We start from the raw sequence: 20329 nt of genomic DNA on the forward strand, positions 1-20329 counted from the left end.
AGAGGACTTTATGTTCGGAAAGTTAGATGTACAGCAGCTGATGCTTCTGGAATCATTACCGGTTGCCATTGTCATTCACAGAGAAGGCAGCATCCTGTACGCAAATAAATCATTTGTTGATCTGATTGGAGCTGCCTCTATACAGGAACTAAAAGGAAAATCAATTCTGGATTTTTCTCCCCCAGCTTATGTAGACATAGTCGAAGAACGTTTCCGGCAATTAAATCGAGTCGGAGCAGTAATATCGCCGACAGAAGAGAAAGTAGTGCGTCTGGATGGAGCAATCATTGATGTCGAAATAACTGGTGTCTCTTTAGAGTATGAAGGCGAGCTTTCTTACTTAATGATCATACAGGAGCACACCGGAAGAAAAATGGCTGAAGAAGCGTTGCGGCAAAGTGAGGCACGATACAGATTGATAGCGGAGAATATGACAGATTTGGTCTGTATCATCGACTGGGAGGGCTATTTCAAGTACGCTTCGCCGTCCCATGTAACGGTGCTTGGGTTTCCTGCTGTCGCGTATGAGGGAAAACCAGCGAGGGATTTCATGCATGAAGATGACCGTATGAAGGTACGGCAGAAGATGGGTGAAATGGTGATGACAAAAGAGGGCTGTGTGCTAAAATTCCGTTTTAAGAATATCATGGGCAATTGGATTTGGCTGGAGGCACAAGTAAGCCCTATCTTCGATGAACATGGGGTATTTGAACATTTCCTCTTTGTATCAAGGGACATTACAGAAAGATTGGCATATGAACAGCAACTGACGCATATGGCCTATCATGATACCTTAACTGGACTGCCGAACCGAAGGCTGTTCAAGGAAAAGCTGGAGCAAGCGCTGGAAGAGGCAAAGCAGAACAGGAAGAAAGTAGCTGTCATGTATCTGGATCTCGACAATTTTAAATATATCAATGATACTCTTGGTCATGATGTAGGCGACGAGCTGTTAAAGCAATTCGCTAGCAGGGTCAAGGGGTGCCTGCGGAATCAAGATGTGCTTTCGAGACAAGGCGGAGATGAATTTACGATTCTTTTGCCGGAAATTGAAGAGGAAAATGATGTTTTTCGTATTGCGGACGATATCCTTGAATCCTTTCAAAAAGCATGGAATATAGGCAGGAATCTCTTCAGGACAACATCCAGTATCGGGATAGCTTTCTACCCGGAGAATGGCACGAAAGAGTATGAGTTGATGCGGAGTGCTGATGCCGCTTTGTATCAGGCGAAGAAGAATGGCAAAAATATGTATCAGACATTTTAGGAGAGATTAGTTCAATAGAACCTTCTACATACGAAAAGACAGGTTGAAGACAACCTGTCTTTTTCGTATAGGTATCAGCTATCCATTCGATAACTGATAAACGATAATAGGGATGCAATAAGAGCACATATCCCGCCCACAATTGCAAGGTTTGGCAGGTTTCCGTATGCAACGACCAACCCGCCTAGCGCAGAACCAAGTGTAATACCGATATTGACGGATACAGGAGTCAGCGAGGAAGCAAAGTCCCTGGCCGCTGTCGAATAGGCCGCTGCTTGATCCATCAGATAAATTTGAATGGTCGCATTCATGACGTAAATCATGACTGCGATTAGCATGATGCTGATCAATCCGGCAATTGTGATGTCCATTGTTACGTATAGGGAGCCAATGATGATTGCTTGGATGATGAATGCATAACGCAGATCTCCAATACCGTTACGGCCGGCTATCTTTCCAGCTAAGAAGTTGCTGGCGATGGAAAAGAGTCCGTATGCAAGCAAGACAAGTCCGACTGAGCTGGAGGCAATACCTAATTCATCCTCAATGATAGGCGTGATATACGTGTAGATCGTATACGTTCCAGCGATACTGAACGTCGGGATAAAGAAACCGACGAGGATTTTCGGATTCTTGAATAGGACAAGCTGCTTCATGATGGAACTTTTCTCGCCTGCTGCTGTCTTTGGCAGGATGAATAGACTGATGACAAAGGCGATAACACCGAGTAGTGCAGTCACCCAGAACGTCAGGTGCCATGAGTCTAATTGGCCTATGAACGTACCAAGCGGTACACCCAGGACATTGGAGATCGTGAACCCGGCAAAAATGAGTGCAATAACCGAAGAACGTCTTGCCGCTGGCATTGTGTCACTTGCTACTGTCATCGCTAAAGCGGTAAGGACACCACTTGCTGCTGCTGTCACGATTCTTGCTGCTAGTAATACTCCAAAAGAGGATGTTAAAGCACTAATAATATTACCTAAAATAAAGACGACAATTAGTGTGAGCATCAAAGGATATTTCGGAAAACGGCTTACCCAGCCAGTTAAGAGGGGAGTGCCGATTGCATAAGCAATGGCAAATCCCGATACAAGTGTTCCGGCCGAAGCGACCGTTACGTTTAGATCAGCAGCGACCTCTGTCAGCAGGCCGACAATGACGAATTCGCTTGTTCCCATAACGAACGTCAATAAAGTTAATGTGAATGCTAAAAATGTCTGTTTTTTAGTTAAAGCCATCGTGTCACTCCATTTGTTGTATATTTGTATATCGTAATAAATCGATATTCAAAGTTGAAAGAAAAGAAATCCGTGGAGGATTTCTTATAAGTCGTTACAATTCTTTACCCAGGTAAGCTGCCAGCTTCTGAATTGTTTCTTCGTTTCTGCGGTAATAAGTCCATTGGTTATAACGGATTGACTCCAATAACCCTGCACGCTGCATCATGGCCAGATATTGCGAAACCGTGGATTGAGAAGCTTGCACCTTTTCTTGAATGTCGCCGACACAGACACCGCCCTTATAATGAACCTCCTTCGGCAGATGTGCCTGCTGCTTGGGAAAATGCTTCTCTGGTTCTTTAAGCCAATGCAGTATTTGCAGTCGTTTTTCGTTCGACAAAGCTTTGAATAGTTCGATTGTATTCATGCGTCTATTGTATATCGAGGTTTTCCGATAAAGCAATCATAAAGCTTCGTTTTTTTACAGCTGTTGTTGAGTCAGGATTAGCTAATAAGTTAAACTGCTAGGAGGTAAAGATGAATAAATATTGTTGGAATATCATTTCAATTGCATGCCGTTCTTGTTTTGTTTCTAGTAGTATTTGATTATTGGATAAGTTTTAATTTATATGGGCAGGCAGGTATGATTGCTGCAGGGATTTGGGGTATTTACCTGAATATTCATGCTCTGATAAAAATGCGAAACAGAATGAACAGATCAAGTATAGTTAATCATTGGTTTGGTTCTTCTGGCTCTCTGAATACAAAAGTAAATGTATTCAGAGAGTTTTTTGTTTTCTTGGGTAACTAGAGATTAATCAATAGTCCATGAAGAGAGAAAAACATTTAATTTAGGGCTATTATAATGCATAATCAGTACTTTTTTTCACCATTGTTACATTTTGTTCTAAAATTGGATAATCATGTGCTATACTTTAGCGCGAGGTGATGAGATGAACAAAATGTACTTAATTGCATCATTTACTGCTCTTTTACTCTTCTTATGTGGTTGTGGATTGAATACGTCAGTTGATCAATCCTCTAAGAATGATGGCTCAAAAGAATCTAGTACATCAGTACCTAAAGAGGGAGAGGCAAATTCAAATGAGACAGAACAGTCAACGGAAGAAAAAAAGCCAGAACCAGATACAGACACCTATGTGATTGAAGATGGAAAATTTACATACGACAGCATTTCATTTGATATACCTTCTGAATTTGAATTAATCGAAGCGCCAGAAGAGGAGAGCGGAAGTATCACGTTCGGATTCCAAAATGATACTGCTGCGTTTGTATTAGTAGTTGATGATTTATCGTATATGCCGAATTTAACCCCGGATGCTTATGTTGAAATGGCTAAGCAGCAAGCTGGAATCGACTTTTTAAGTAATCGGAAATATGAAGTCAATGGTATAGAAACATATGAATTGGTTAGTCATGAAAATAATAAAATCGTACAAAACATTTTTATACATGATGAAAAAGCCTTTACATTCTCTTTTGGCCTTTTTGAAGACGAAATAAATCCAGATAACCCGTTCATAAAATCCATAGTAAATTCCGTTTCTTTTGAGTAGAAGCCATTAACCAGCGGTGTTGCAGTAATGTCAGTATCTTGCTATAATGCTATAAGAAAATGGAATACGTTCGTGTTACACTGTATAACCTCAATAATTTGGTTTGAGGGTCTCTACCAGGAGCCATAACTCCCTGATTACAGATTTATAATCTGTAATCAGGGAGTTTTTTTATGTGCCATTTTCGAATATAGGATATAGAAAGGAAATGAAAATTGAATTTCAGAGTCTTTATATTAGCTATTTCTGTTATATCGGTAGGGTTAGTTGAACTGATTGTCGGGGGGATATTGCCTACCATAGCGAATGATCTGCAGGTTTCGATTGGACAGGCAGGGCAGCTTATTACAGTGTTCGCTTTGGTCTATGCAGTGTCAGGTCCGATTTTATATACGATGACTGCAAATATTGAACGAAAGAAGCTTTTGCTTTTGACGTTAGGTGTATTTGTACTGGGGAACGTCATCACATACGTGAGTCCGTCCTTCCTCTTTGTCATGATTGCTCGAGTCCTCACTGCCATGAGTACAGCATTAATCATTGTTCTTTCTTTGACGATCGCAGCGAAAATCGTCAAGCAGCAGCATCGTGCTAAAGCAATTGGGCTCATTTATATGGGGATCAGTTCCTCGCTCGTACTTGGGGTACCGATTGGTATCATCATCAGTGATGCATTCGGCTGGAGAATGTTGTTTTTGTTCATAGGATTAATGGCTTTGCTTTCCATGATATTAATCGCATTTACGCTCGATCGTATTGAGGTAGAACAAGTGCAATCCTTGAAATCGCAGCTGAAAGCACTGCGTAATAAAAAGATGCTGACAGCACATTTGACGATGCTGTTCCTGCTTGCAGGTCATTATACGATTTACGCTTATTTCACGCCTTTCCTTGAATCGGAGTTAGGTCTGAATACGCAATGGATTAGTATTTGCTACTTTATTTTCGGTATCGCAGCTGTTGGTGGAGGAGCCTTTGGAGGCAGTCTGGCAGATAAATTTGGATCCAAAGTGAGTATCATCCTAGTAGTGGCATCATTTGTAATTATTTTATTCCTGCTTCCATTCTCTACAGTTTCCTTCCCATTATTCCTTGTGGTGATGGTAATCTGGGGTGCATTAAGCTGGAGTCTGGCACCGCCGCTGCAGAACTATATCATTGAATCGGATGCAGAGACAGCTGGGATACACCAGAGCTTCAACAATTCAGCGCTGCAGATAGGTATTTCATTAGGTTCGTTAGTAGGCGGTCTTGTCAATGGTGCTACATCCTCGATGCAGACGACAGCGCATGTCGGAAGTCTGTTAGTAATCTTATCGCTTGCTTTTGCAGTTTGGTCATTCCGAAGTGTAAATAAGTCGGCTTTACGTTCCAGATAGAGGTGTTCGTATAGGTCGTGTCGAATCTTCCCTTCAGACTGTTTCTTGCGAAAGGATGAACTGAATGGAGAAATTCGGCTTGTACGGGAGATTTCTAGTCCATAAAGATAATAGAGAAGAATTGAGTTCGATACTGCTGGATGCAGCGGAGGCTATGGGGCATATAGATGGCTGTGAAATATATCAGGTCAGTGTGTCTCATGATGAGCCGCAAGCAGTATATGTATACGAAGTATGGAAGGATGAAGCAGCTCATCAAGCCTCACTTGCTTTAGATGCGACACAAACATTAATCCGACGGGCAAAGCCTCTTATAACAGGAATGGAACGTATCAATACCCTGCAAACGCTCGGAGGGAAAGGTCTTCCTACTACATGAAAAGCGGACAATCAGTTGTCCGCTTTTTTTATTTCTGCAGCTGTCCTCCATGAAAGATTTTCAGAATGATAGCCCATTCTGGCACTTCTAATCTTTCATATCCTCTTAAATAAGCTCTGTTGTCATAAGGTACTTCTATTACGGTTGTTCTAATATCTTCTTCTATCTCTGCAATTGCATAAGGTGCGATCGGTTTTGGCTGGCAGCCGAGAGAGCCTGGATTCAGAAAGATTTTTCGATCGTTACGAAAATGATGAAGTGGGTGATGATGACCAAAACAAATGAGTTCTGTATCCTTTTGTTCCTGAAACAGCATCTCTAGATTTTCAAGAGAAGGTGCAACAATACGAGAGAAAGGATCCTCGCTTATGTGGGCATTCACTTTATCTGGGTGGATATGGTAGTGCGTGAACAAAACGGCATGCCCCTTGATATGCTGATTGATTTGGCGTGGCTGCTTATGAAGTATGTCAAGGTAACCTGGATCAGTTCGGTCGGCAATCCACTGGTGATGTGCTCTTTCGTTCTTGTGGCTTTCGGGGTAAGTCTCCTGTCTGCTTAGTGCCAGCACAGCTTCATCATGATTTCCGGTAATGATTGATATGTCATCTCTGCCAAATAAAAGCTCCAGTACACGATCAGTTTCATAACCGATCGCCAGCATATCACCGAGGCAGTATATGTGCTCGACATCTCCACGCTTGTCTATATCTCCTAGCACAGCCTGCAGTGCAGCAAGGTTTCCGTGTATATCTGTCAGGACAGCAATGCGCATACAATCAGCCCCATTCATACTTTTTATATCCTTCATATATTTCCAATTATGGTAACATGGTTTGTGAGTGGAGAATAGGGGTTGATTGCATGAGTGTGAAAGGAATGATTGTTGGAGCTGCATTCAGTATCACAGCTGCTGTACTTTGTACCTTTATTTTTGTGATTGTTGTTAGTACCTCTCTTCTAATGGCCGCCCCCTCGATAATGTATATCGGGGTATTTCTTCAGGTCGTTGTGCCCTTTCTGATGGTTTTCAGTATTGCTGGAGCACAATTCAAAAGAATTGAACGGGTCAGTGAAGGGGTTAAATGGGCTATCAGCAGCATCATGGCTTTTATTGTGGTCGCCTATGCCGGTACGATTGGTTCCCTGACGACTCATATGGTCGTGTGGGGAAATAAACTGGAAAACTTAGCGGTCGGCGATATTATTGTGTGGGGTTTCATCTACGGGTTTCTGCTGCTGCCGTTGGCGGCACCGGTCGGTCGATGGCTGATCCTTTTACTAGTAGACTGCTGTAAGTTTTTTGAAGATTCTAAAGAGAGAGGTGTTTGAAGTATGAGCGGATTAGAGAGTAAATTGGAAAAGGTAGCAGAGGAAGTGGATTTCTCAGGTGTGGCATATGTTGTAGAAGAAAATCAAGAAAGCTTTTTCTTCCAAAATGGCTATGCCAATAAGCAAGATAAGCTAGCATTTGATAAGCAAACAAGGTTTGGAATAGCTTCTGGAGCAAAGATCTTCACAGCTGTGGCGATTGCCAAGCTAGTGGACCAAGGACGACTGGATTTCCAGACCAAGTTAATAGATTGTCTCCCGGTAGCATTTCCGCATTTTCATAAGGACGTAACAATTCACCAGCTGCTGACGCATACGTCTGGTATACCGGATTATTTTGATGAAGAAGAAATGGATGACTTTGAGGAGCTGTGGCAAACGTTGCCGATGTATCGAGTAAGATCGGGTGCGGATTTTCTGCCATTGTTCCAAGATAAGAAGATGATGTTTTTGCCTGGTGAACGGTTCCATTATAACAACGCTGCTTTCATCGTGTTGGGATTAGTGATAGAAGAACTTGCTAAAGAACCATTTACGGTTTTTGTCCAAAAGCATATCTTTGAAGCCGCTGGAATGACAGAGGCTGGATATTTTACATTTGATAAACTGCCAGGGAATACAGCAATTGGTTATATCAAGGAAGATGATGAGTATCGTTCCAATATTTATGCGTTACCAGTAAGGGGCGGTGCAGATGGCGGGGTGTATGTGAGTGTTACTGATATGGCGCGTTTTTGGGATGCACTGACTCAGTATAAACTGCTGAACGCAGAACTTACCGAGGCGCTGCTGAAGCCGTATGTCCAAGTCGATGAGGAGACATCATACGGATATGGGATATGGATAAAAAAAGAGGAGGGAAAAATCAAAAAGTATTATGTTGTCGGCTTTGATCCGGGCGTGAGTTTCCATTCTGCTTATTATCCAGAGACGGGAAGAAAGATAGTGGTACCTTCAAACCATGGAACTGGCCCGTATTACATAGTTCAAGCAATCGAAGAATCGGAGGAAAGAAGCAAATGACACAGGACTTGACCATCGATTTAGGTGAACAGATGCTGAATTGCCGGACAGCAGGCATTATTGTAAAAGATAATCATGTGCTGCTGCACAAGAACAAGAAAGATCCGTTTTGGACACTAATTGGCGGACGTATTCAGTTAGGAGAAGATTCAGGACAGGCTGTAAAAAGGGAATTCGAAGAGGAACTCGGCATTCCTGTAAGGGCAGAGCGGCTGTTATGTTCAGTGGAGAATTTCTTCACCTACAAAGGTCAGCCCTATCATGAATATAGTTTTATTTATCTAATACAGGGTGTTGAAAACAGGCTGTGCGGAATAGGAGAAGTCATATCACCAGAAGGAGGAGAGTTCCATTATGAATGGATTCCCTTAGAAAAAATCGGGGAGCTTTCGATTAAACCTGATTTCCTAGGTGAGAAGCTAGTCAACTTGCCATCTGCACCAGTGCATCTGATTCATAAAGAAAAGATATCTGTGGAAGCAAAATGAAAAGCAGCTATATGCAGGAACATTTTGAGACTATATATCTGCAAAGGAGAAGGTTTGAGGAAAATATCCGTAAATACAGCAATAGAGAATGGATGAGGCCTCAACCAGACAAATGGTCTATCGGAGAAACATATTACCATCTTTATTTGCTGCTAAAACGATTCAGGCAGCTAAATAAAGTTTATATCCCTGTTAGTAAACCATTCTCTGTATTTAAGAAGCGAGCTAGCTACCAAACGAAGATAGAAGATATCTATAGAGCATACCGGGAAAAACACGGTAAACCGATGAAAGCACCTTCCATTCTGCTGCCGCCAAAAGGGATAGAGAGCAAGGTGAAATTTGATCAGCTAAAGCATGATCTTCATAAGGAAACAATTCTGCTCAAAATCATGGTCTCTGAAATAGATAATGCTATTGCCGGACATATCCGCTATCCTGACCCACTCGCGCATTACCCCAACTTAATCCAAAGTGTGCAGTTGATAGGGATTCATGAGCAGCACCATTTTCGCCTCTGTCAGAAATATTACCTTTAGATTTAGTGAACATACTAATTGTATATGTTCAATAAAAGTTTTAGCACAGTTGCAAATAGCTTGCTGTATCTTCTTCAAAGGTGTAAGCTCTTACATATGAAGTAGGTAAATTAACCTATTTATACATATTGAAGGGAGCTTTGCTTATGAATGAGCAGAAAGTAGCAGTCATCACAGGAGGCGGCAGTGGTCTTGGACAAGCAGCAGCATTGCGACTGGCAGAAGAAGGTATCGCAATCAGTGTCGTTGACGTTTCTGAGGCAGCCGGTAAAGAGACGGTTCGCTTAATAGAAGAGAAAGGGTCAAAAGCTATTTTCATCAAATCGGATGTAAGCAAGGCAGAAGAAGTGAAACATTATGTAGATAAAACGGTCGAGGCATTTGGTACTATCGATATGTTCTATAATAATGCAGGTATTTCTGGTCCTGGCGTAAAATTCGTGGATAATACGATTGAGCAAATCGATATGGTATTAGGAATTAATCTAAACGGCGCCCTTTACGGGTTGAAATATGTATTGGAAGTAATGCTTGCTAATGGCGGCGGGCGAATTGTCAACACGTCATCCACAGCAGGTGTTGTAGGACAAGCCACAGTTGGTACATATTCAGCTACGAAGCATGCAATGGTTGGGATTACGAAAACGTTGGCTGCTGAGTATGCCGAGCAAGGCATTGTAGTAAATGCAATTGCTCCAGGTACGACAGAAACGCCAATGGTTCGAGAATACAAGGAAAAGAATCCTGATGCATTCAAAAATGCGACAGAACCGATTCCGCAGAAGCGCCTTGGCCAGCCGGAGGAAGTAGCAGAGCTTGTCACATTCCTATTGACTGGTAAAGCACCTTATATTAATGGTGTAGTTGTACCGATCGATGGCGGATTTACTGCAATTTAACAGAATCAGAAAAGGAGAGATTTCGATGAAACGTTTTGACGATAAAGTAGTATTGATTACAGGTGGGGGTTCTGGATTAGGACGCGCAGCAGCTTTGCAAGTAGCAAAAGAAGGTGCAAAGCTTTCTCTTGTTGATTTGAGTGAAAAAGGTATGGAAGAAACGAAGCAGGAAATATTGGCTGTAGCCCCTGAAGCAGATGTTCTTACGATTGTGGCAAACTGTGCAAATGAGCCGGAAGTTGAGGCGTATGTAAAACAAACAATTGATCAATTTGGTAAGATCGATAGTTTCTTTAACAACGCTGGTGTGGAAGGAACGCAAAATCTGACAGAAGAGTATCCTGTAGACGAATTCGAACGCGTTGTGAACATCAACTTGAATGGCGTATTCTACGGCATGCGCCACGTATTGAAAGTAATGAAGGAGCAGGGCTATGGTTCTGTAGTAAATACAGCATCTGTAGGTGGTATCCGCGGAATCGGCAACCAGTCCGGTTATGCAGCAAGTAAGCATGGTGTAGTAGGTCTTACGAAAAACTCCGGTATCGAATACGGACAATTCGGTGTGAGCATCAAAGCCATTGCTCCAGGTGCCATCATGACTCCAATGGTTGAAGGATCCCTTCGTCAGCTTGGCGGAGATAACTGGGAAGAAGCGGGCAAGGAATTTGTCAGCGTTAACCCAATGAAACGCTTTGGTAAGCCGGAAGAAGTCGGTTATCTTGTTGCATTCCTTCTTTCCGATCAAGCAAACTTCATCAATGCTACTGTTGTACCAATTGATGGCGGACAATCTTATAAGTACTGAGTCAGGCGCAGAAAAGACCATCTGGATAAAACCAGATGGTCTTTTCTTTTTTGTAATCAGAATCTTGCATAAAATGCTATTTATGTTACGATGTGGGTAAATTCATAATAAGTTTTCACACTAGGGGATCCCTTCATAAGGGCTGAGATGAAGAGTAGTGACTCTTTAAACCCTCAAAACCTGAACAGGTTCGGACCTGCGTAGGAAAGTGTAGACACTCGGGTTTACATGCTCTTTTGTATGTATTCATTCGCAAGTTTCACACCACTTTCCTTTGGGGAGTGGTGTTTTTTGCATGTCCGGCCTGTTCGTATTCAGGAGGTGATGGCAATCAAATTGATGGCAGTAACTGATGATGCATATGAGGCAGCAGATTTAAGACGTATCTTGATGGAGATACACCCTTATGTCGACCATGTGCAGATCAGGGAGAAACGTAAGCCTGCTGGTACAGTGTATCAGCTTTGTAAGGAGCTTTTGGCCGAAGGGCTGCCAGCACACAAGCTTTGGCTTAATGACCGAGTGGATATAGCTTTGCTGCTTGGCTTGAAGCAAGTGCATATACCAGGTCATGGTCTTCCACCGGAAGAATTGAAAAAGCTGTATCCTGATTTGCGGATTGGTGCGCCTGTCCATTCGTTTGAAGAAGCAATACAGGCGGAGTCTGTCGGGGTGGCATACGCGCTGTATGGGCATTGTTTTCCGACAGCTAGTAAGAAGGGGAAATCACCGCAGCCATTAGCCAATTTAGGGTATATCCGTCAGAATACCCACATTCCGTTATACGCAATAGGAGGAATTGATGTGGAGCGATTGGCTTTTTTGAAAGCGTTTGAATTAGATGGGGTTGCTGTTATGAGTAGTATCTTTTCTGCTGCAAACCCGCTTGATGCCGTGAAGAAATTAAGGGAGGAGTGTCTGCGTCTTGAAGAGATCCACTGAAGTAGCAATTGTTGGAGGAGGTATCATCGGCAGTGCAATCGCTTATTATTTAGCGAAAGCAGGCCATCAAGTCGATTTGCTGGAAGCAGGCCAAGTCGGATCAGGCTCGACGCAAGCAGCAGCTGGTATGCTAGGTGCCCATTCAGAATATAAGGAATTCGGTGCTTCCCTTTATCCCTTTGCCCGTACTAGTCAAAGGCTCTATGAACAGGCAGAAGAGGATATTCGCTCTCTGACAGGGATAGACATGGAACGTCGCCCAGGTGGTTTATTACAGCTTGTTTTTACAGAAGAAGAAACATTGAACTCTCCGTTCTCTTCGTTGGAAGGAGTAACATGGCTGGATCGTGCAACTGTGTTAAAGAAAGTACCTGGTCTGTCAGAAGCGGTTTCAGGCGCTCTTCATATGGCAGAAGATGTGCATGTCACACCTTCAATTGCCTGCAAAGGATTCCATACAGCTGCCCGTATGCTAGGTGCCCGGATTAACGCTTATACCCGGGTCGATGAGATTGTGAAGGAATCCGCTCATTATCGGTTACGGACTTCCAAGGGAGAATGGCAAGCGGATCGTGTGGTGATTGCCAGCGGAGTTTGGAGTAATGCTCTGCTCCAGCGTTCAGGGTTGGGGACGCCGATTTTTCCAGTGAAGGGTGAGTGCATTGCTGTTACGAATACGCAAACTCCTCTTACATGCAGTTTATTCCATGATCAGCATTATATTGTTCCGCGTAACAACAATGAGCTGATCATAGGTGCAACAAAGGTCAAGAATGATTGGAGCACTGAGCCCACGCTTGGAGGATTACAGACTATCATGGAGAAAGTGAGAAGGATGCTGCCAGAGGTTGATAAAATGCCGTTCCTCAGAAGCTGGGCAGGTCTCAGACCTCAGACATACGATGGCAAGCCGCTGATTGGTGAGCATCCAGAAATGAATGGCTTGTATATCGCTGCTGGCCATCAGCGCAATGGCATTCTGCTTGCCCCAGCTACGGGCAAGATGATTTGTGATTTGATAAGCAGCAATGAAGTTCTGGAAGAATGGAAGGAAGCATTTCGTGTCGATAGATTGAACACTGGCGAGGAGGTATTGATGTGAATATTCAGCTGAATGGCAGGCAGCAGGAATTATCTGCTGATATCAAGACTATAGCTCAGCTGTTAGCATCACTTTCCCTGGAGAAAAGGATTGTGATTGTCGAACTGAACAAAGAGATCATTAATAAAGCTTCATATGCAGATCAGCCGATTAGAAATGGCGATAAAGTCGAGCTGATTCATTTTGTAGGAGGAGGATGAAGAATGTTACAGATTGCAGATAAGACATTTGCTTCCCGCTTATTATTGGGAACAGGCAAATACCCGTCATTTGAGGTACAGGTAGAGGCGGTCGATATTTCGAAGGCAGAGATACTGACATTTGCTGTGAGGCGGATGGATATCTTTGAGCCATCTCAGCCAAATTTCCTGGAACAGCTGGATCTGGAAAAGTACTCTTTACTTCCGAATACAGCAGGGGCAAAGACAGCAGAAGAGGCTGTTCGTATTGCCAAACTGGCTAAAGCTTCGGGTTTATGCGATATGGTGAAGGTGGAAGTGATTGGCTGTGACCGGACATTGCTTCCTGATCCAGTTGAGACACTGCGGGCATCTGAAATGCTGTTGGAGGAGGGCTTCATTGTCCTGCCTTACACGTCGGATGATGTTGTATTGGCCAAGCGGCTCGTGGATCTGGGAGTACATGCGATTATGCCAGGTGCATCGCCAATTGGTTCGGGAAAAGGTATCATCAATCCTTTCAACCTGCGTATGATCATTGAACAGAGCAGTGTACCGGTCATTGTTGATGCTGGTATTGGTTCTCCTAAAGATGCTGCGTATGCAATGGAGCTCGGGGCTGATGGTGTCTTGTTGAATACAGCTGTGTCCGGAGCTGCAGACCCTGTTCGAATGGCATATGCGATGAAGCTGGCTATTGAAGCAGGTCGTTTAGGTTTTGAAGCAGGAAGAATTCCTGAAAAAAATTACGCAGTAGCTAGCAGCCCGAATGAAGGTTTGTTTACCTGATGAAGGATCGTTATCGGAAACAGGAGCTGTTCATCGGCAAGGATGGGCAGGCACAGGTGGAAAACGGTAAAATTGTCTTAATTGGGATGGGAGCATTAGGCTCTGCTTCTGCAGAGATGCTTGTACGTGCTGGTATTGGAGAACTGATGCTTATTGATCGGGATTATGTTGAATTCCATAATCTCCAGCGCCAGCAGCTGTATACAGAGCAAGATGCTGCTGCCTATTTGCCGAAAGCTTCTGCAGCAAAGGAGCGACTACAGGCAATCAATCAACAAGTGACGCTGCATACCGTGATTGAAAATGTTGATTACCATAATATCGAGCGCTTGATTGAAGATGCTGATGTAATTGTGGATGCTACCGATAATTTCGAGACACGTTTAATCGTCAATGATGCAGCATTGAAGCACGGTATTCCGTACTTATATGGTGCATGTGTGGGCAGCTACGGGATAACCTACCCAGTGCTCGCCGATAAAGATACTCCATGTCTTCACTGTCTCTTGGAACAGCTTCCGCAGCAAAGCGAAACATGTGATACGGCAGGAATCATCAGCCCGATTGTCCAATGGGTGGCGGCGATGCAAGTGACACAAGCATTACGAATCTTATGCGGTCAGGAAGTAAAGGCAGAACTATGTGCATTTGATATTTGGACAGGGGATTATACGAGAGTGGACGTGAAAAACCTTCGCAATTCAAGTTGTCCCAGCTGCGGCACACATGCAGTATTGCCTTTTTTGAATGGCTCCTCCCAGACGAGACTGGATGTCCTTTGCGGAAGAGAGGCAGTCCATATAAGGCCTAGCGCCAAAAAATCATTGAACCTGCGAGCTTTATCTGAAGAGTGGGTTTGTGCAGTCGACCAGATCACTGTTAATGAATACTTGCTGGCTTTTCAATACAAGGGTCATAGATTTGTGCTATTTGCTGATGGCAGAGCAATCATTCATGGTGTGGCTGACATAAGCCGGGCGCGTTCCCTTTATGACAGTCTTGTCGGATAATGTTGTTAGAATTTTCAGTTGACTCTGTATCTTATTCATGCTAAACTCCTTCATAACAAATGAATATATAAAACTCTTATCAAGAGCGGCGGAGGGACTGGCCCGATGATGCCCGGCAACCTGCAAGTGTAACTTTGACTTGTATAGGTGCTAATTCCTGTAGATGAGAGAAGACACAGTACGGTACATTCGTCTCCCTGTCCTCTCAGGGAGGCTTTTTTTTTATGCAGAAAATCATTCGAGGAGGCAAAACAGATGACAGCAGTGAAGATTGGATTGATAGGATACGGCACAGTAGGAAGCGCTGTAGGGAGGACGATCCGCTCCCATCAGGAGAACCTGCAGACGATTTTCGGGAAGGAGGTACATGTGGCAGGTGTCTTGGTGCGGGAAAAGAAGAAGTATGCGCAGCAAGTGACGGACGCATTGCTGACAGATGATGCAGATGAGTTGTTCTCCATATCTGATCTTGATGTGATCATCGAAGCGAGTGTCGGAATTGAGCCTGCTTTCAGTTATCTAACGGAAGCAATCCAGCACGGCTGTCATATAATCACAGCGAATAAAGAATTGATTGCTTCCCGGGGCGCGGAGCTGAAGCAATTGGCAAAGGATAAAGGTGTTCGGTTGGAATATGAAGCAGCAGTCGCGGGCGGTGTACCGGTGATTGGGACGTTGAAGCAGCTTCTGCATATTAACCATGTCGTCAAAGTAGAGGCGATTTTAAATGGCACATCCAATTTCATTCTGACGGAAATGTCCGATAAGGGCCTTCCATTTGGAGAGGCGCTGCGTCTCGCGCAGGAAGCTGGTTTTGCAGAAGCAGATCCCGCCAATGATGTTGATGGCTGGGATGCGTTTTATAAACTAATGGTGTTGAGTGATTTGTTATTTGAAGCTCAGCCGTTTTGGGAGAAGGTCACGCGCAGGGGAATCCGTTCGGTTTCCTCACAGGATATCCGTGCAGCCGCAGAACAAGGGTGGAAAATTAAACATGTTGCCACGCTTGAAAACGCGGGCGGAGAAGTGACGGCATCTGTAGAACCAGTCATCCTAACAGCTGCACACCCGTTGTACAGTGTAGATGGAGTAGATAATGCTGTATGTGTGGAAGGTGATCTGGTTGGCAAGCTGAAGCTTCAAGGGCCAGGTGCCGGCGCCCTGCCGACGGCCAGTGCCATCGTCGAGGACTTGGCGAACCTCGTCCATCAGCGGAAAGAAATCAGTGTAAAACGCGAAATCAAATTCACGGAGAAACGGGAGGCAGTTCCTTATGTTCACTTGCCGTCTGGTGAGACAGTTCTTCTTCACGGAGAAAACGTTGCATCTGATGGTCGCTATTATCGACTTGCTGCAAGAGCACAGGCTAAGGCAGAGGCTTAATGTAGGAAGACGATAAGATGGACAAAAAGAAGGTGTACATATGATGACTTATGTATGCCTTTTTACATGCTTATTCTAATAAGCACTGCCTCTTTTGACCTATTTTTTGTATAATGAGGAAGTACATAGAGAAATGTGCAATATTTTAGGTAAGGGGTAGATTTTATGGTAGCTTGTCCGTCATGTGGACACAACAATACGGAGGGGAGTAAGTTTTGCGAGAATTGCGGTGCAGCTTTACAAGGGCAAACTGCAGCAGGTCACACACAGCAAGAAGCAGTTTCATCGGGTGAAAGTGCCAAGGCGAATGAGTACCTTGAGGTCACAAAACAGGCATCATTATCATTTTTCCATTATTTTGCTGATGTGATTAAACACCCATTTAGCTCAGGTAAGCGCTACGGTGTTAGCAATCTGACGAATAGCATCATCACGATGATTCTCTTCGCTGTGTTTTTAGGATTGACAGTTTATATCGGGATGAAGAATTTATTAAAGGAAATAAGCACTGTACCTCTTTTTGGAGACATGCTAAGTGCGGATGAACTAGACATTGAGTTATCATTTGTCGAGTTTGCCATCAAGCCGTTCATTTTCTTTGCATTTTTTGTTTTCGTGGTGGCAGTTTTGGTATTTGCTGCGAGCAAACTCTCAAAGATTGAAACAAGCTTCAAATCTATAATAGTTAGGTACGGGAGCTATTTAATTCCTTTCCTAGGATTAGTAGCATTAGGTTTCCTGCTTGCACTAGTAAATATTAATCTTTTCTTGTGGTTTACTACTATTGGTTTCGTTGGCACGTTTTTCATTGTGCCTGTGCTTGTGCTGGTAAGCTTATATCGTGATAGCAGAAGTGGCTTGGATATTGTATACAGCTCTTTATTTGTTACTATCTGTACAATGATTGTTTTGTATATCGCTCAAAGAATGTATTTGGAAGAACTAATAGAACAAATGGAAGAACTCATGAATCAATTTTCAATCTTTTAATTAGGAAAAGAGACAGGAAATCCTGTCTCTTTTGTTTTACTCAATATTCGTCAGCTTCCAATCGTCTCCCGATTTCTCTGCTGTGTATGTCCAATCATAATCCTGTTGTTCGGAGGTTCCATCGCTGTATGAGATTGTAATTGTTTCTTTTGTTGTGATAGTTGCCGAATCACCGTCTTCTTCATAGCTTGTAATCTCGTAATCATCCAGGGATTCTGTGATGCTTTTGGATGTCAAATTATCAACAAGTGTCTGTTGGGATTCGTATAACGCTGATCCTTCTGCCATATATGGAGAAACGCTGCTGAAGCTATCATAATTAATTGCGTCTATTAAGCCATACAGGTAGTTGTCCATCAATGTGACTGCTGTGTCAGGAATATCTCCTTCAGCACTGCTGTCAGCCGTTTTTGTTTCATCGGATTTACTGGATCCATCCGCTTCATATAACGTAGGCTTCTTGTTCTCCACTATCTCGGTGTTTTCACCGATGGAGCTGAAATAGTTATAATCTGCGTCATATGCTTGCCATTTCTTTGCTTTTTCATCATAGATCATGACGTAATTGAGTTCATGGGACTGCTCTTCTAGCTCAGTTGATGCTCCATCATAAATCTCAGCTTCATTGAACATTTGGCTGACATCAGCTGTTACCGCCCAGCCGGTGTCCAATTTGGTTACATTAAATGTATCCAGGTCGAATTCCGATGATAGGTAGGAACCCTCGTAGGAATAATCCCAAGAATCCAAACTGTCGATTTCGTCTTGGACCATCTGCTTAAATGGTTTTCCGGCATCTTTTAGCAGACTTGTGTCTTTTGCAGCTTTGGCATTTGCCAGCTGATCACCTACTGCATTGATCTGATCCATGATTTGTTTTCTCGTATCTTCTGTTATAGAACCTTCCACTTGCAGGTCACTGTATGGATTCGTATCCTCGCTGTAGAGGTCCATACTTTCTGTTGCAGCCATTTCTATCATATCGTGTGTCAGTTCAGCTGATACTTCGTGAGTACCTGGTACAAATGGGCCATATGTCTTTTCGAAGTCATCTGCGTCTGCTTGTCCAACTTCTTTCCCATCTACTTTAAGCACCGTATCTTTATAAGCAGTAGCTAGGGTTATGTAATATGGCTGAACGTTAATTTCGTAATTATCATACAGAAGAAGTTTTTTCCCATCCTTAGAAAGGTGGATAGGACCAGTGGCATACGCAACTGTTTCCTCTGTTTGGCTTCTCATATCCGCTACTAAAATGTCCAATTCTTCCGGATTTTCATTGTAGTAAGCTATGAGTCCCTGTACGGAATCCTCATCAATCTTGAGCTCTTTATCATCTGTAGTAAGGACCTTCGCGAGTTTCTTTGCATCTTTCTCTGCTAAAGCCGTTTCAAACTCGTCGATCACCTTATCTTTACTGGTCATTGCTTCACCAGTCTTGTAGCCGACAAACAAGATAATCAGTACTGCGATGACACTCGCTAGGATGATCTTGTTCTTCTTACTCATTTTCTTCTTGGGTGCGGTTTGCTGCTGGCGCTGGGGAGTGGGTGTTCCGCTTGCGCTTGTGCCGCAGTTATTACAGAACTGGGCGCCAGGCTTCAGTTCTTTACCGCATTCTTTACAGAACTTCATAAGTTCTCCTTTCCCTGTCTCATCAGGATAATAGTATAAAAATAATAAAGACAGCATTATTATTATAATCTTATCCTACTAAATATCTAGATGGTTAAGGGAATTAAATTGGAAAAATGGAAGTTTTATTAAATAAATCCAGTCAAAAGGGCCTTGGTGACTGTAGAAATTGATAATATAAATTAAACAAGAATTAAAGCCGTTTACAGGTTATAGTCAAAACGGACCATATCTCGGCACTGAATACCGTTTTCAAAAATAGGTTCTTCATAGTGGCGAAGAAAGAAATCATGCTCTATTGTTTTCATTCGGAAACCGCATTTTTGGTAGAAGGCGATTTGATCTATACTTGAATTGCCTGTCCCTACTTCCAATTTAGTATAGCCTTGTATGCGGGCTTGCCCAATGGCGTGGTGGATGAGTTTTTTACCGACCCCCTTACCTTGATCGGCTTCTCTTACTGAAATATTAACTACTTCCGCGGTGTCTGATCTAGTCTGCAATAGAACATAGATGCCGGAGATTTGATTGCCTATTTCTGCAATAAAACTGCTTCCAGAACGAAGGTATGCCTCTATCTTTGTTTTAGAAGGGTCTGCTTCGAGCAAAAGGTCCATGGGCGGGGTTTCAGTTGGGTGGAGCTTTCGTATCTTCATTACATCACTCCTCTTAGGTACTATAGTAGTTATTAAAAAGGCTGCCGAAATCATTCAGCAGCCTTTTATTACGGCAGGTATTTGACAATCATGACAGAACATTTCGCGCGTTTCGCTACACGGCTGCTGACACTTCCGAGGACGATTTCCTGGAGGGGATTCAGTCCGCGGCTGCCCATGATAATGAGATCAGCTCGGGTATCACGTGCATGCTCTAAGATCATGGGTACAGGTTCGCCGTGTTTCATGATCAGTTTGTAATGGATGGATGCTGCTTCGAACGCATCGCGGAAACGCTGGAGCTTTTCGTCACGTTTGCTTTGCAGTTGAATTGGATCCGTGCTGTGCAGAACATCTGCTTTTGTCTTTTCATAATCAAGTACTTGAATTCCTTCTACGTGGGTTCCCGGCTGTAGCTTTGCCAACTGTATGGCATGCTCTGCTGCAAGGAAGGAGTGGTCGGATCCGTCAATTGCCACTACGATCTTCTTATACATGGATGCACCGCCTTTTAATGGTTTGATACGTTCACATGTGCTGAATCGCTAGTTGTCAATTTGTGCATGAGTGCTTGGCTATCCTTGTTCAACCCCTCTAAGTAACGTAGGAGTCCTTCTCCCTGAATTTTAGCACGATTTTGTCAATGGCTGCCACTGCGGAGTCATCCTATACATGCGTGTTGGTGAAAGTGAGTGTTACTTGTTTTGCTGTATTCCCATATTAGTACTC

At 43.3% G+C, this 20329-nt stretch carries 23 protein-coding genes and 3 riboswitches; of the genes, 17 read left to right on the forward strand and 6 right to left on the reverse strand.

The window, feature by feature from the left end; translation table 11 throughout:
- The first annotated feature begins 10 nt into the window (after positions 1 to 10).
- A complete protein-coding gene (locus ABXS78_RS00885; protein ID WP_366248510.1) occupies positions 11 to 1267 on the forward strand; it encodes a diguanylate cyclase in 1257 nt (418 codons plus the stop codon).
- 74 nt (positions 1268 to 1341) lie between these two features.
- Here ABXS78_RS00885 and ABXS78_RS00890 read toward each other — a convergent pair whose 3' ends face one another.
- A complete protein-coding gene (locus ABXS78_RS00890) occupies positions 1342 to 2508 on the reverse strand; it encodes an MFS transporter (RefSeq protein ID WP_366248511.1) in 1167 nt (388 codons plus the stop codon).
- 94 nt (positions 2509 to 2602) lie between these two features.
- On the reverse strand, positions 2603 to 2917 hold the full coding sequence (locus tag ABXS78_RS00895; protein WP_366249849.1) for a metalloregulator ArsR/SmtB family transcription factor: 315 nt from the start codon (positions 2915 to 2917) through the stop codon (positions 2603 to 2605).
- 526 nt (positions 2918 to 3443) lie between these two features.
- On the opposite strand from ABXS78_RS00895, the gene ABXS78_RS00900 reads away from it, so the two are divergent.
- The 3 genes from ABXS78_RS00900 to ABXS78_RS00910 all read left to right on the forward strand — a co-directional run bounded on the left by ABXS78_RS00900 (position 3444) and on the right by ABXS78_RS00910 (position 5825).
- Positions 3444 to 4067, forward strand: a complete 624-nt coding sequence (locus ABXS78_RS00900) for a hypothetical protein (protein WP_366248512.1) — start codon at positions 3444 to 3446, stop codon at positions 4065 to 4067.
- Between the two features lie 60 nt (positions 4068 to 4127).
- Positions 4128 to 4227, forward strand: a riboswitch (purine riboswitch).
- 55 nt (positions 4228 to 4282) lie between these two features.
- A complete protein-coding gene (locus tag ABXS78_RS00905; RefSeq protein WP_366248513.1) occupies positions 4283 to 5446 on the forward strand; it encodes an MFS transporter in 1164 nt (387 codons plus the stop codon).
- A 64-nt stretch (positions 5447 to 5510) separates the two neighbouring features.
- Complete coding sequence (locus tag ABXS78_RS00910) at positions 5511 to 5825, forward strand: putative quinol monooxygenase (protein ID WP_366248514.1); 315 nt, start codon at positions 5511 to 5513, stop codon at positions 5823 to 5825.
- 28 nt (positions 5826 to 5853) lie between these two features.
- On the opposite strand, the gene ABXS78_RS00915 is transcribed toward ABXS78_RS00910, so the two are convergent.
- Complete coding sequence (locus tag ABXS78_RS00915) at positions 5854 to 6618, reverse strand: metallophosphoesterase family protein (RefSeq protein ID WP_366248515.1); 765 nt, start codon at positions 6616 to 6618, stop codon at positions 5854 to 5856.
- A gap of 71 nt (positions 6619 to 6689) precedes the next feature.
- Here ABXS78_RS00915 and ABXS78_RS00920 point away from each other — a divergent pair, with 71 nt between their 5' ends.
- The 13 genes from ABXS78_RS00920 to ABXS78_RS00980 all read left to right on the forward strand — a co-directional run bounded on the left by ABXS78_RS00920 (position 6690) and on the right by ABXS78_RS00980 (position 17309).
- A complete protein-coding gene (locus ABXS78_RS00920; protein WP_366248516.1) occupies positions 6690 to 7157 on the forward strand; it encodes a hypothetical protein in 468 nt (155 codons plus the stop codon).
- A 3-nt stretch (positions 7158 to 7160) separates the two neighbouring features.
- Positions 7161 to 8180, forward strand: a complete 1020-nt coding sequence (locus tag ABXS78_RS00925; protein WP_366248517.1) for a serine hydrolase domain-containing protein — start codon at positions 7161 to 7163, stop codon at positions 8178 to 8180.
- Positions 8177 to 8668, forward strand: coding sequence for an NUDIX hydrolase (locus tag ABXS78_RS00930; protein WP_366248518.1), 492 nt, complete (start codon positions 8177 to 8179; stop codon positions 8666 to 8668). The genes ABXS78_RS00925 and ABXS78_RS00930 overlap by 4 nt, the downstream gene beginning before the upstream one ends.
- On the forward strand, positions 8665 to 9207 hold the full coding sequence (locus tag ABXS78_RS00935) for a DinB family protein (RefSeq protein WP_366248519.1): 543 nt from the start codon (positions 8665 to 8667) through the stop codon (positions 9205 to 9207). The genes ABXS78_RS00930 and ABXS78_RS00935 overlap by 4 nt, the downstream gene beginning before the upstream one ends.
- Positions 9208 to 9353: 146 nt before the next feature.
- Entirely contained in the window at positions 9354 to 10106 is a 753-nt protein-coding gene (locus ABXS78_RS00940; protein WP_366248520.1) for an SDR family oxidoreductase, read from the forward strand.
- 25 nt (positions 10107 to 10131) lie between these two features.
- Positions 10132 to 10914: an SDR family oxidoreductase gene (locus tag ABXS78_RS00945; protein WP_366248521.1), complete on the forward strand. Its 783-nt coding sequence runs from the start codon at positions 10132 to 10134 to the stop codon at positions 10912 to 10914.
- Positions 10915 to 11026: 112 nt separating this feature from the next.
- A riboswitch (TPP riboswitch) is annotated at positions 11027 to 11138 on the forward strand.
- Positions 11139 to 11238: 100 nt separating this feature from the next.
- A complete protein-coding gene (locus ABXS78_RS00950) occupies positions 11239 to 11856 on the forward strand; it encodes a thiamine phosphate synthase (RefSeq protein WP_366248522.1) in 618 nt (205 codons plus the stop codon).
- Positions 11840 to 12958 carry a glycine oxidase ThiO gene (thiO, locus tag ABXS78_RS00955; protein WP_366248523.1) on the forward strand — a complete coding sequence of 373 codons (1119 nt, stop codon included), beginning with the start codon at positions 11840 to 11842 and terminating at the stop codon, positions 12956 to 12958. Before ABXS78_RS00950 ends, thiO begins: the two co-directional genes overlap by 17 nt.
- Complete coding sequence (gene thiS / locus ABXS78_RS00960; protein ID WP_366248524.1) at positions 12955 to 13158, forward strand: sulfur carrier protein ThiS; 204 nt, start codon at positions 12955 to 12957, stop codon at positions 13156 to 13158. Before thiO ends, thiS begins: the two co-directional genes overlap by 4 nt.
- A gap of 3 nt (positions 13159 to 13161) precedes the next feature.
- Positions 13162 to 13926, forward strand: a complete 765-nt coding sequence (locus ABXS78_RS00965; RefSeq protein WP_366248525.1) for a thiazole synthase — start codon at positions 13162 to 13164, stop codon at positions 13924 to 13926.
- Positions 13926 to 14936 carry a ThiF family adenylyltransferase gene (locus ABXS78_RS00970; RefSeq protein WP_366248526.1) on the forward strand — a complete coding sequence of 337 codons (1011 nt, stop codon included), beginning with the start codon at positions 13926 to 13928 and terminating at the stop codon, positions 14934 to 14936. Before ABXS78_RS00965 ends, ABXS78_RS00970 begins: the two co-directional genes overlap by 1 nt.
- A 73-nt stretch (positions 14937 to 15009) precedes the next feature.
- Positions 15010 to 15106, forward strand: a riboswitch (SAM riboswitch).
- 85 nt (positions 15107 to 15191) lie between these two features.
- Entirely contained in the window at positions 15192 to 16319 is a 1128-nt protein-coding gene (locus ABXS78_RS00975) for a homoserine dehydrogenase (protein ID WP_366248527.1), read from the forward strand.
- 165 nt (positions 16320 to 16484) lie between these two features.
- Positions 16485 to 17309 carry a zinc ribbon domain-containing protein gene (locus ABXS78_RS00980; protein WP_095224505.1) on the forward strand — a complete coding sequence of 275 codons (825 nt, stop codon included), beginning with the start codon at positions 16485 to 16487 and terminating at the stop codon, positions 17307 to 17309.
- Positions 17310 to 17345: 36 nt separating this feature from the next.
- Here the strand turns inward: ABXS78_RS00980 and ABXS78_RS00985 are convergent, their stop codons facing one another.
- The 3 genes from ABXS78_RS00985 to ABXS78_RS00995 form a co-directional block, all read right to left on the reverse strand.
- Positions 17346 to 18944, reverse strand: coding sequence for a zinc-ribbon domain-containing protein (locus ABXS78_RS00985; protein WP_366248528.1), 1599 nt, complete (start codon positions 18942 to 18944; stop codon positions 17346 to 17348).
- A 203-nt stretch (positions 18945 to 19147) separates the two neighbouring features.
- A complete protein-coding gene (locus ABXS78_RS00990; RefSeq protein ID WP_366248529.1) occupies positions 19148 to 19600 on the reverse strand; it encodes a GNAT family N-acetyltransferase in 453 nt (150 codons plus the stop codon).
- Positions 19601 to 19668: 68 nt separating this feature from the next.
- A complete protein-coding gene (locus tag ABXS78_RS00995) occupies positions 19669 to 20097 on the reverse strand; it encodes a universal stress protein (RefSeq protein WP_366248530.1) in 429 nt (142 codons plus the stop codon).
- Positions 20098 to 20329 lie beyond the last annotated feature (232 nt).

The organism is Terribacillus aidingensis (genome assembly GCF_040703035.1).
In the GTDB taxonomy this organism is placed as follows: domain Bacteria; phylum Bacillota; class Bacilli; order Bacillales; family Amphibacillaceae; genus Terribacillus.

What these genes read in the sequence shown, in the direction of transcription:
- ABXS78_RS00885 (WP_366248510.1), top strand. Translation starts at nt 11, where the DNA reads ATGTTCGGAAAGTTAGATGTACAGCAGCTGATGCTTCTGGAATCATTA.
- ABXS78_RS00890 (WP_366248511.1), bottom strand. Translation starts at nt 2,508, where the DNA reads ATGGCTTTAACTAAAAAACAGACATTTTTAGCATTCACATTAACTTTA.
- ABXS78_RS00895 (WP_366249849.1), bottom strand. Translation starts at nt 2,917, where the DNA reads ATGAATACAATCGAACTATTCAAAGCTTTGTCGAACGAAAAACGACTG.
- ABXS78_RS00900 (WP_366248512.1), top strand. Translation starts at nt 3,444, where the DNA reads ATGAACAAAATGTACTTAATTGCATCATTTACTGCTCTTTTACTCTTC.
- ABXS78_RS00910 (WP_366248514.1), top strand. Translation starts at nt 5,511, where the DNA reads ATGGAGAAATTCGGCTTGTACGGGAGATTTCTAGTCCATAAAGATAAT.
- ABXS78_RS00915 (WP_366248515.1), bottom strand. Translation starts at nt 6,618, where the DNA reads ATGAATGGGGCTGATTGTATGCGCATTGCTGTCCTGACAGATATACAC.
- ABXS78_RS00920 (WP_366248516.1), top strand. Translation starts at nt 6,690, where the DNA reads ATGAGTGTGAAAGGAATGATTGTTGGAGCTGCATTCAGTATCACAGCT.
- ABXS78_RS00925 (WP_366248517.1), top strand. Translation starts at nt 7,161, where the DNA reads ATGAGCGGATTAGAGAGTAAATTGGAAAAGGTAGCAGAGGAAGTGGAT.
- ABXS78_RS00930 (WP_366248518.1), top strand. Translation starts at nt 8,177, where the DNA reads ATGACACAGGACTTGACCATCGATTTAGGTGAACAGATGCTGAATTGC.
- ABXS78_RS00935 (WP_366248519.1), top strand. Translation starts at nt 8,665, where the DNA reads ATGAAAAGCAGCTATATGCAGGAACATTTTGAGACTATATATCTGCAA.
- ABXS78_RS00940 (WP_366248520.1), top strand. Translation starts at nt 9,354, where the DNA reads ATGAATGAGCAGAAAGTAGCAGTCATCACAGGAGGCGGCAGTGGTCTT.
- ABXS78_RS00945 (WP_366248521.1), top strand. Translation starts at nt 10,132, where the DNA reads ATGAAACGTTTTGACGATAAAGTAGTATTGATTACAGGTGGGGGTTCT.
- ABXS78_RS00950 (WP_366248522.1), top strand. Translation starts at nt 11,239, where the DNA reads ATGGCAATCAAATTGATGGCAGTAACTGATGATGCATATGAGGCAGCA.
- ABXS78_RS00965 (WP_366248525.1), top strand. Translation starts at nt 13,162, where the DNA reads ATGTTACAGATTGCAGATAAGACATTTGCTTCCCGCTTATTATTGGGA.
- ABXS78_RS00970 (WP_366248526.1), top strand. Translation starts at nt 13,926, where the DNA reads ATGAAGGATCGTTATCGGAAACAGGAGCTGTTCATCGGCAAGGATGGG.
- ABXS78_RS00975 (WP_366248527.1), top strand. Translation starts at nt 15,192, where the DNA reads ATGACAGCAGTGAAGATTGGATTGATAGGATACGGCACAGTAGGAAGC.
- ABXS78_RS00980 (WP_095224505.1), top strand. Translation starts at nt 16,485, where the DNA reads ATGGTAGCTTGTCCGTCATGTGGACACAACAATACGGAGGGGAGTAAG.
- ABXS78_RS00985 (WP_366248528.1), bottom strand. Translation starts at nt 18,944, where the DNA reads ATGAAGTTCTGTAAAGAATGCGGTAAAGAACTGAAGCCTGGCGCCCAG.
- ABXS78_RS00990 (WP_366248529.1), bottom strand. Translation starts at nt 19,600, where the DNA reads ATGAAGATACGAAAGCTCCACCCAACTGAAACCCCGCCCATGGACCTT.
- ABXS78_RS00995 (WP_366248530.1), bottom strand. Translation starts at nt 20,097, where the DNA reads ATGTATAAGAAGATCGTAGTGGCAATTGACGGATCCGACCACTCCTTC.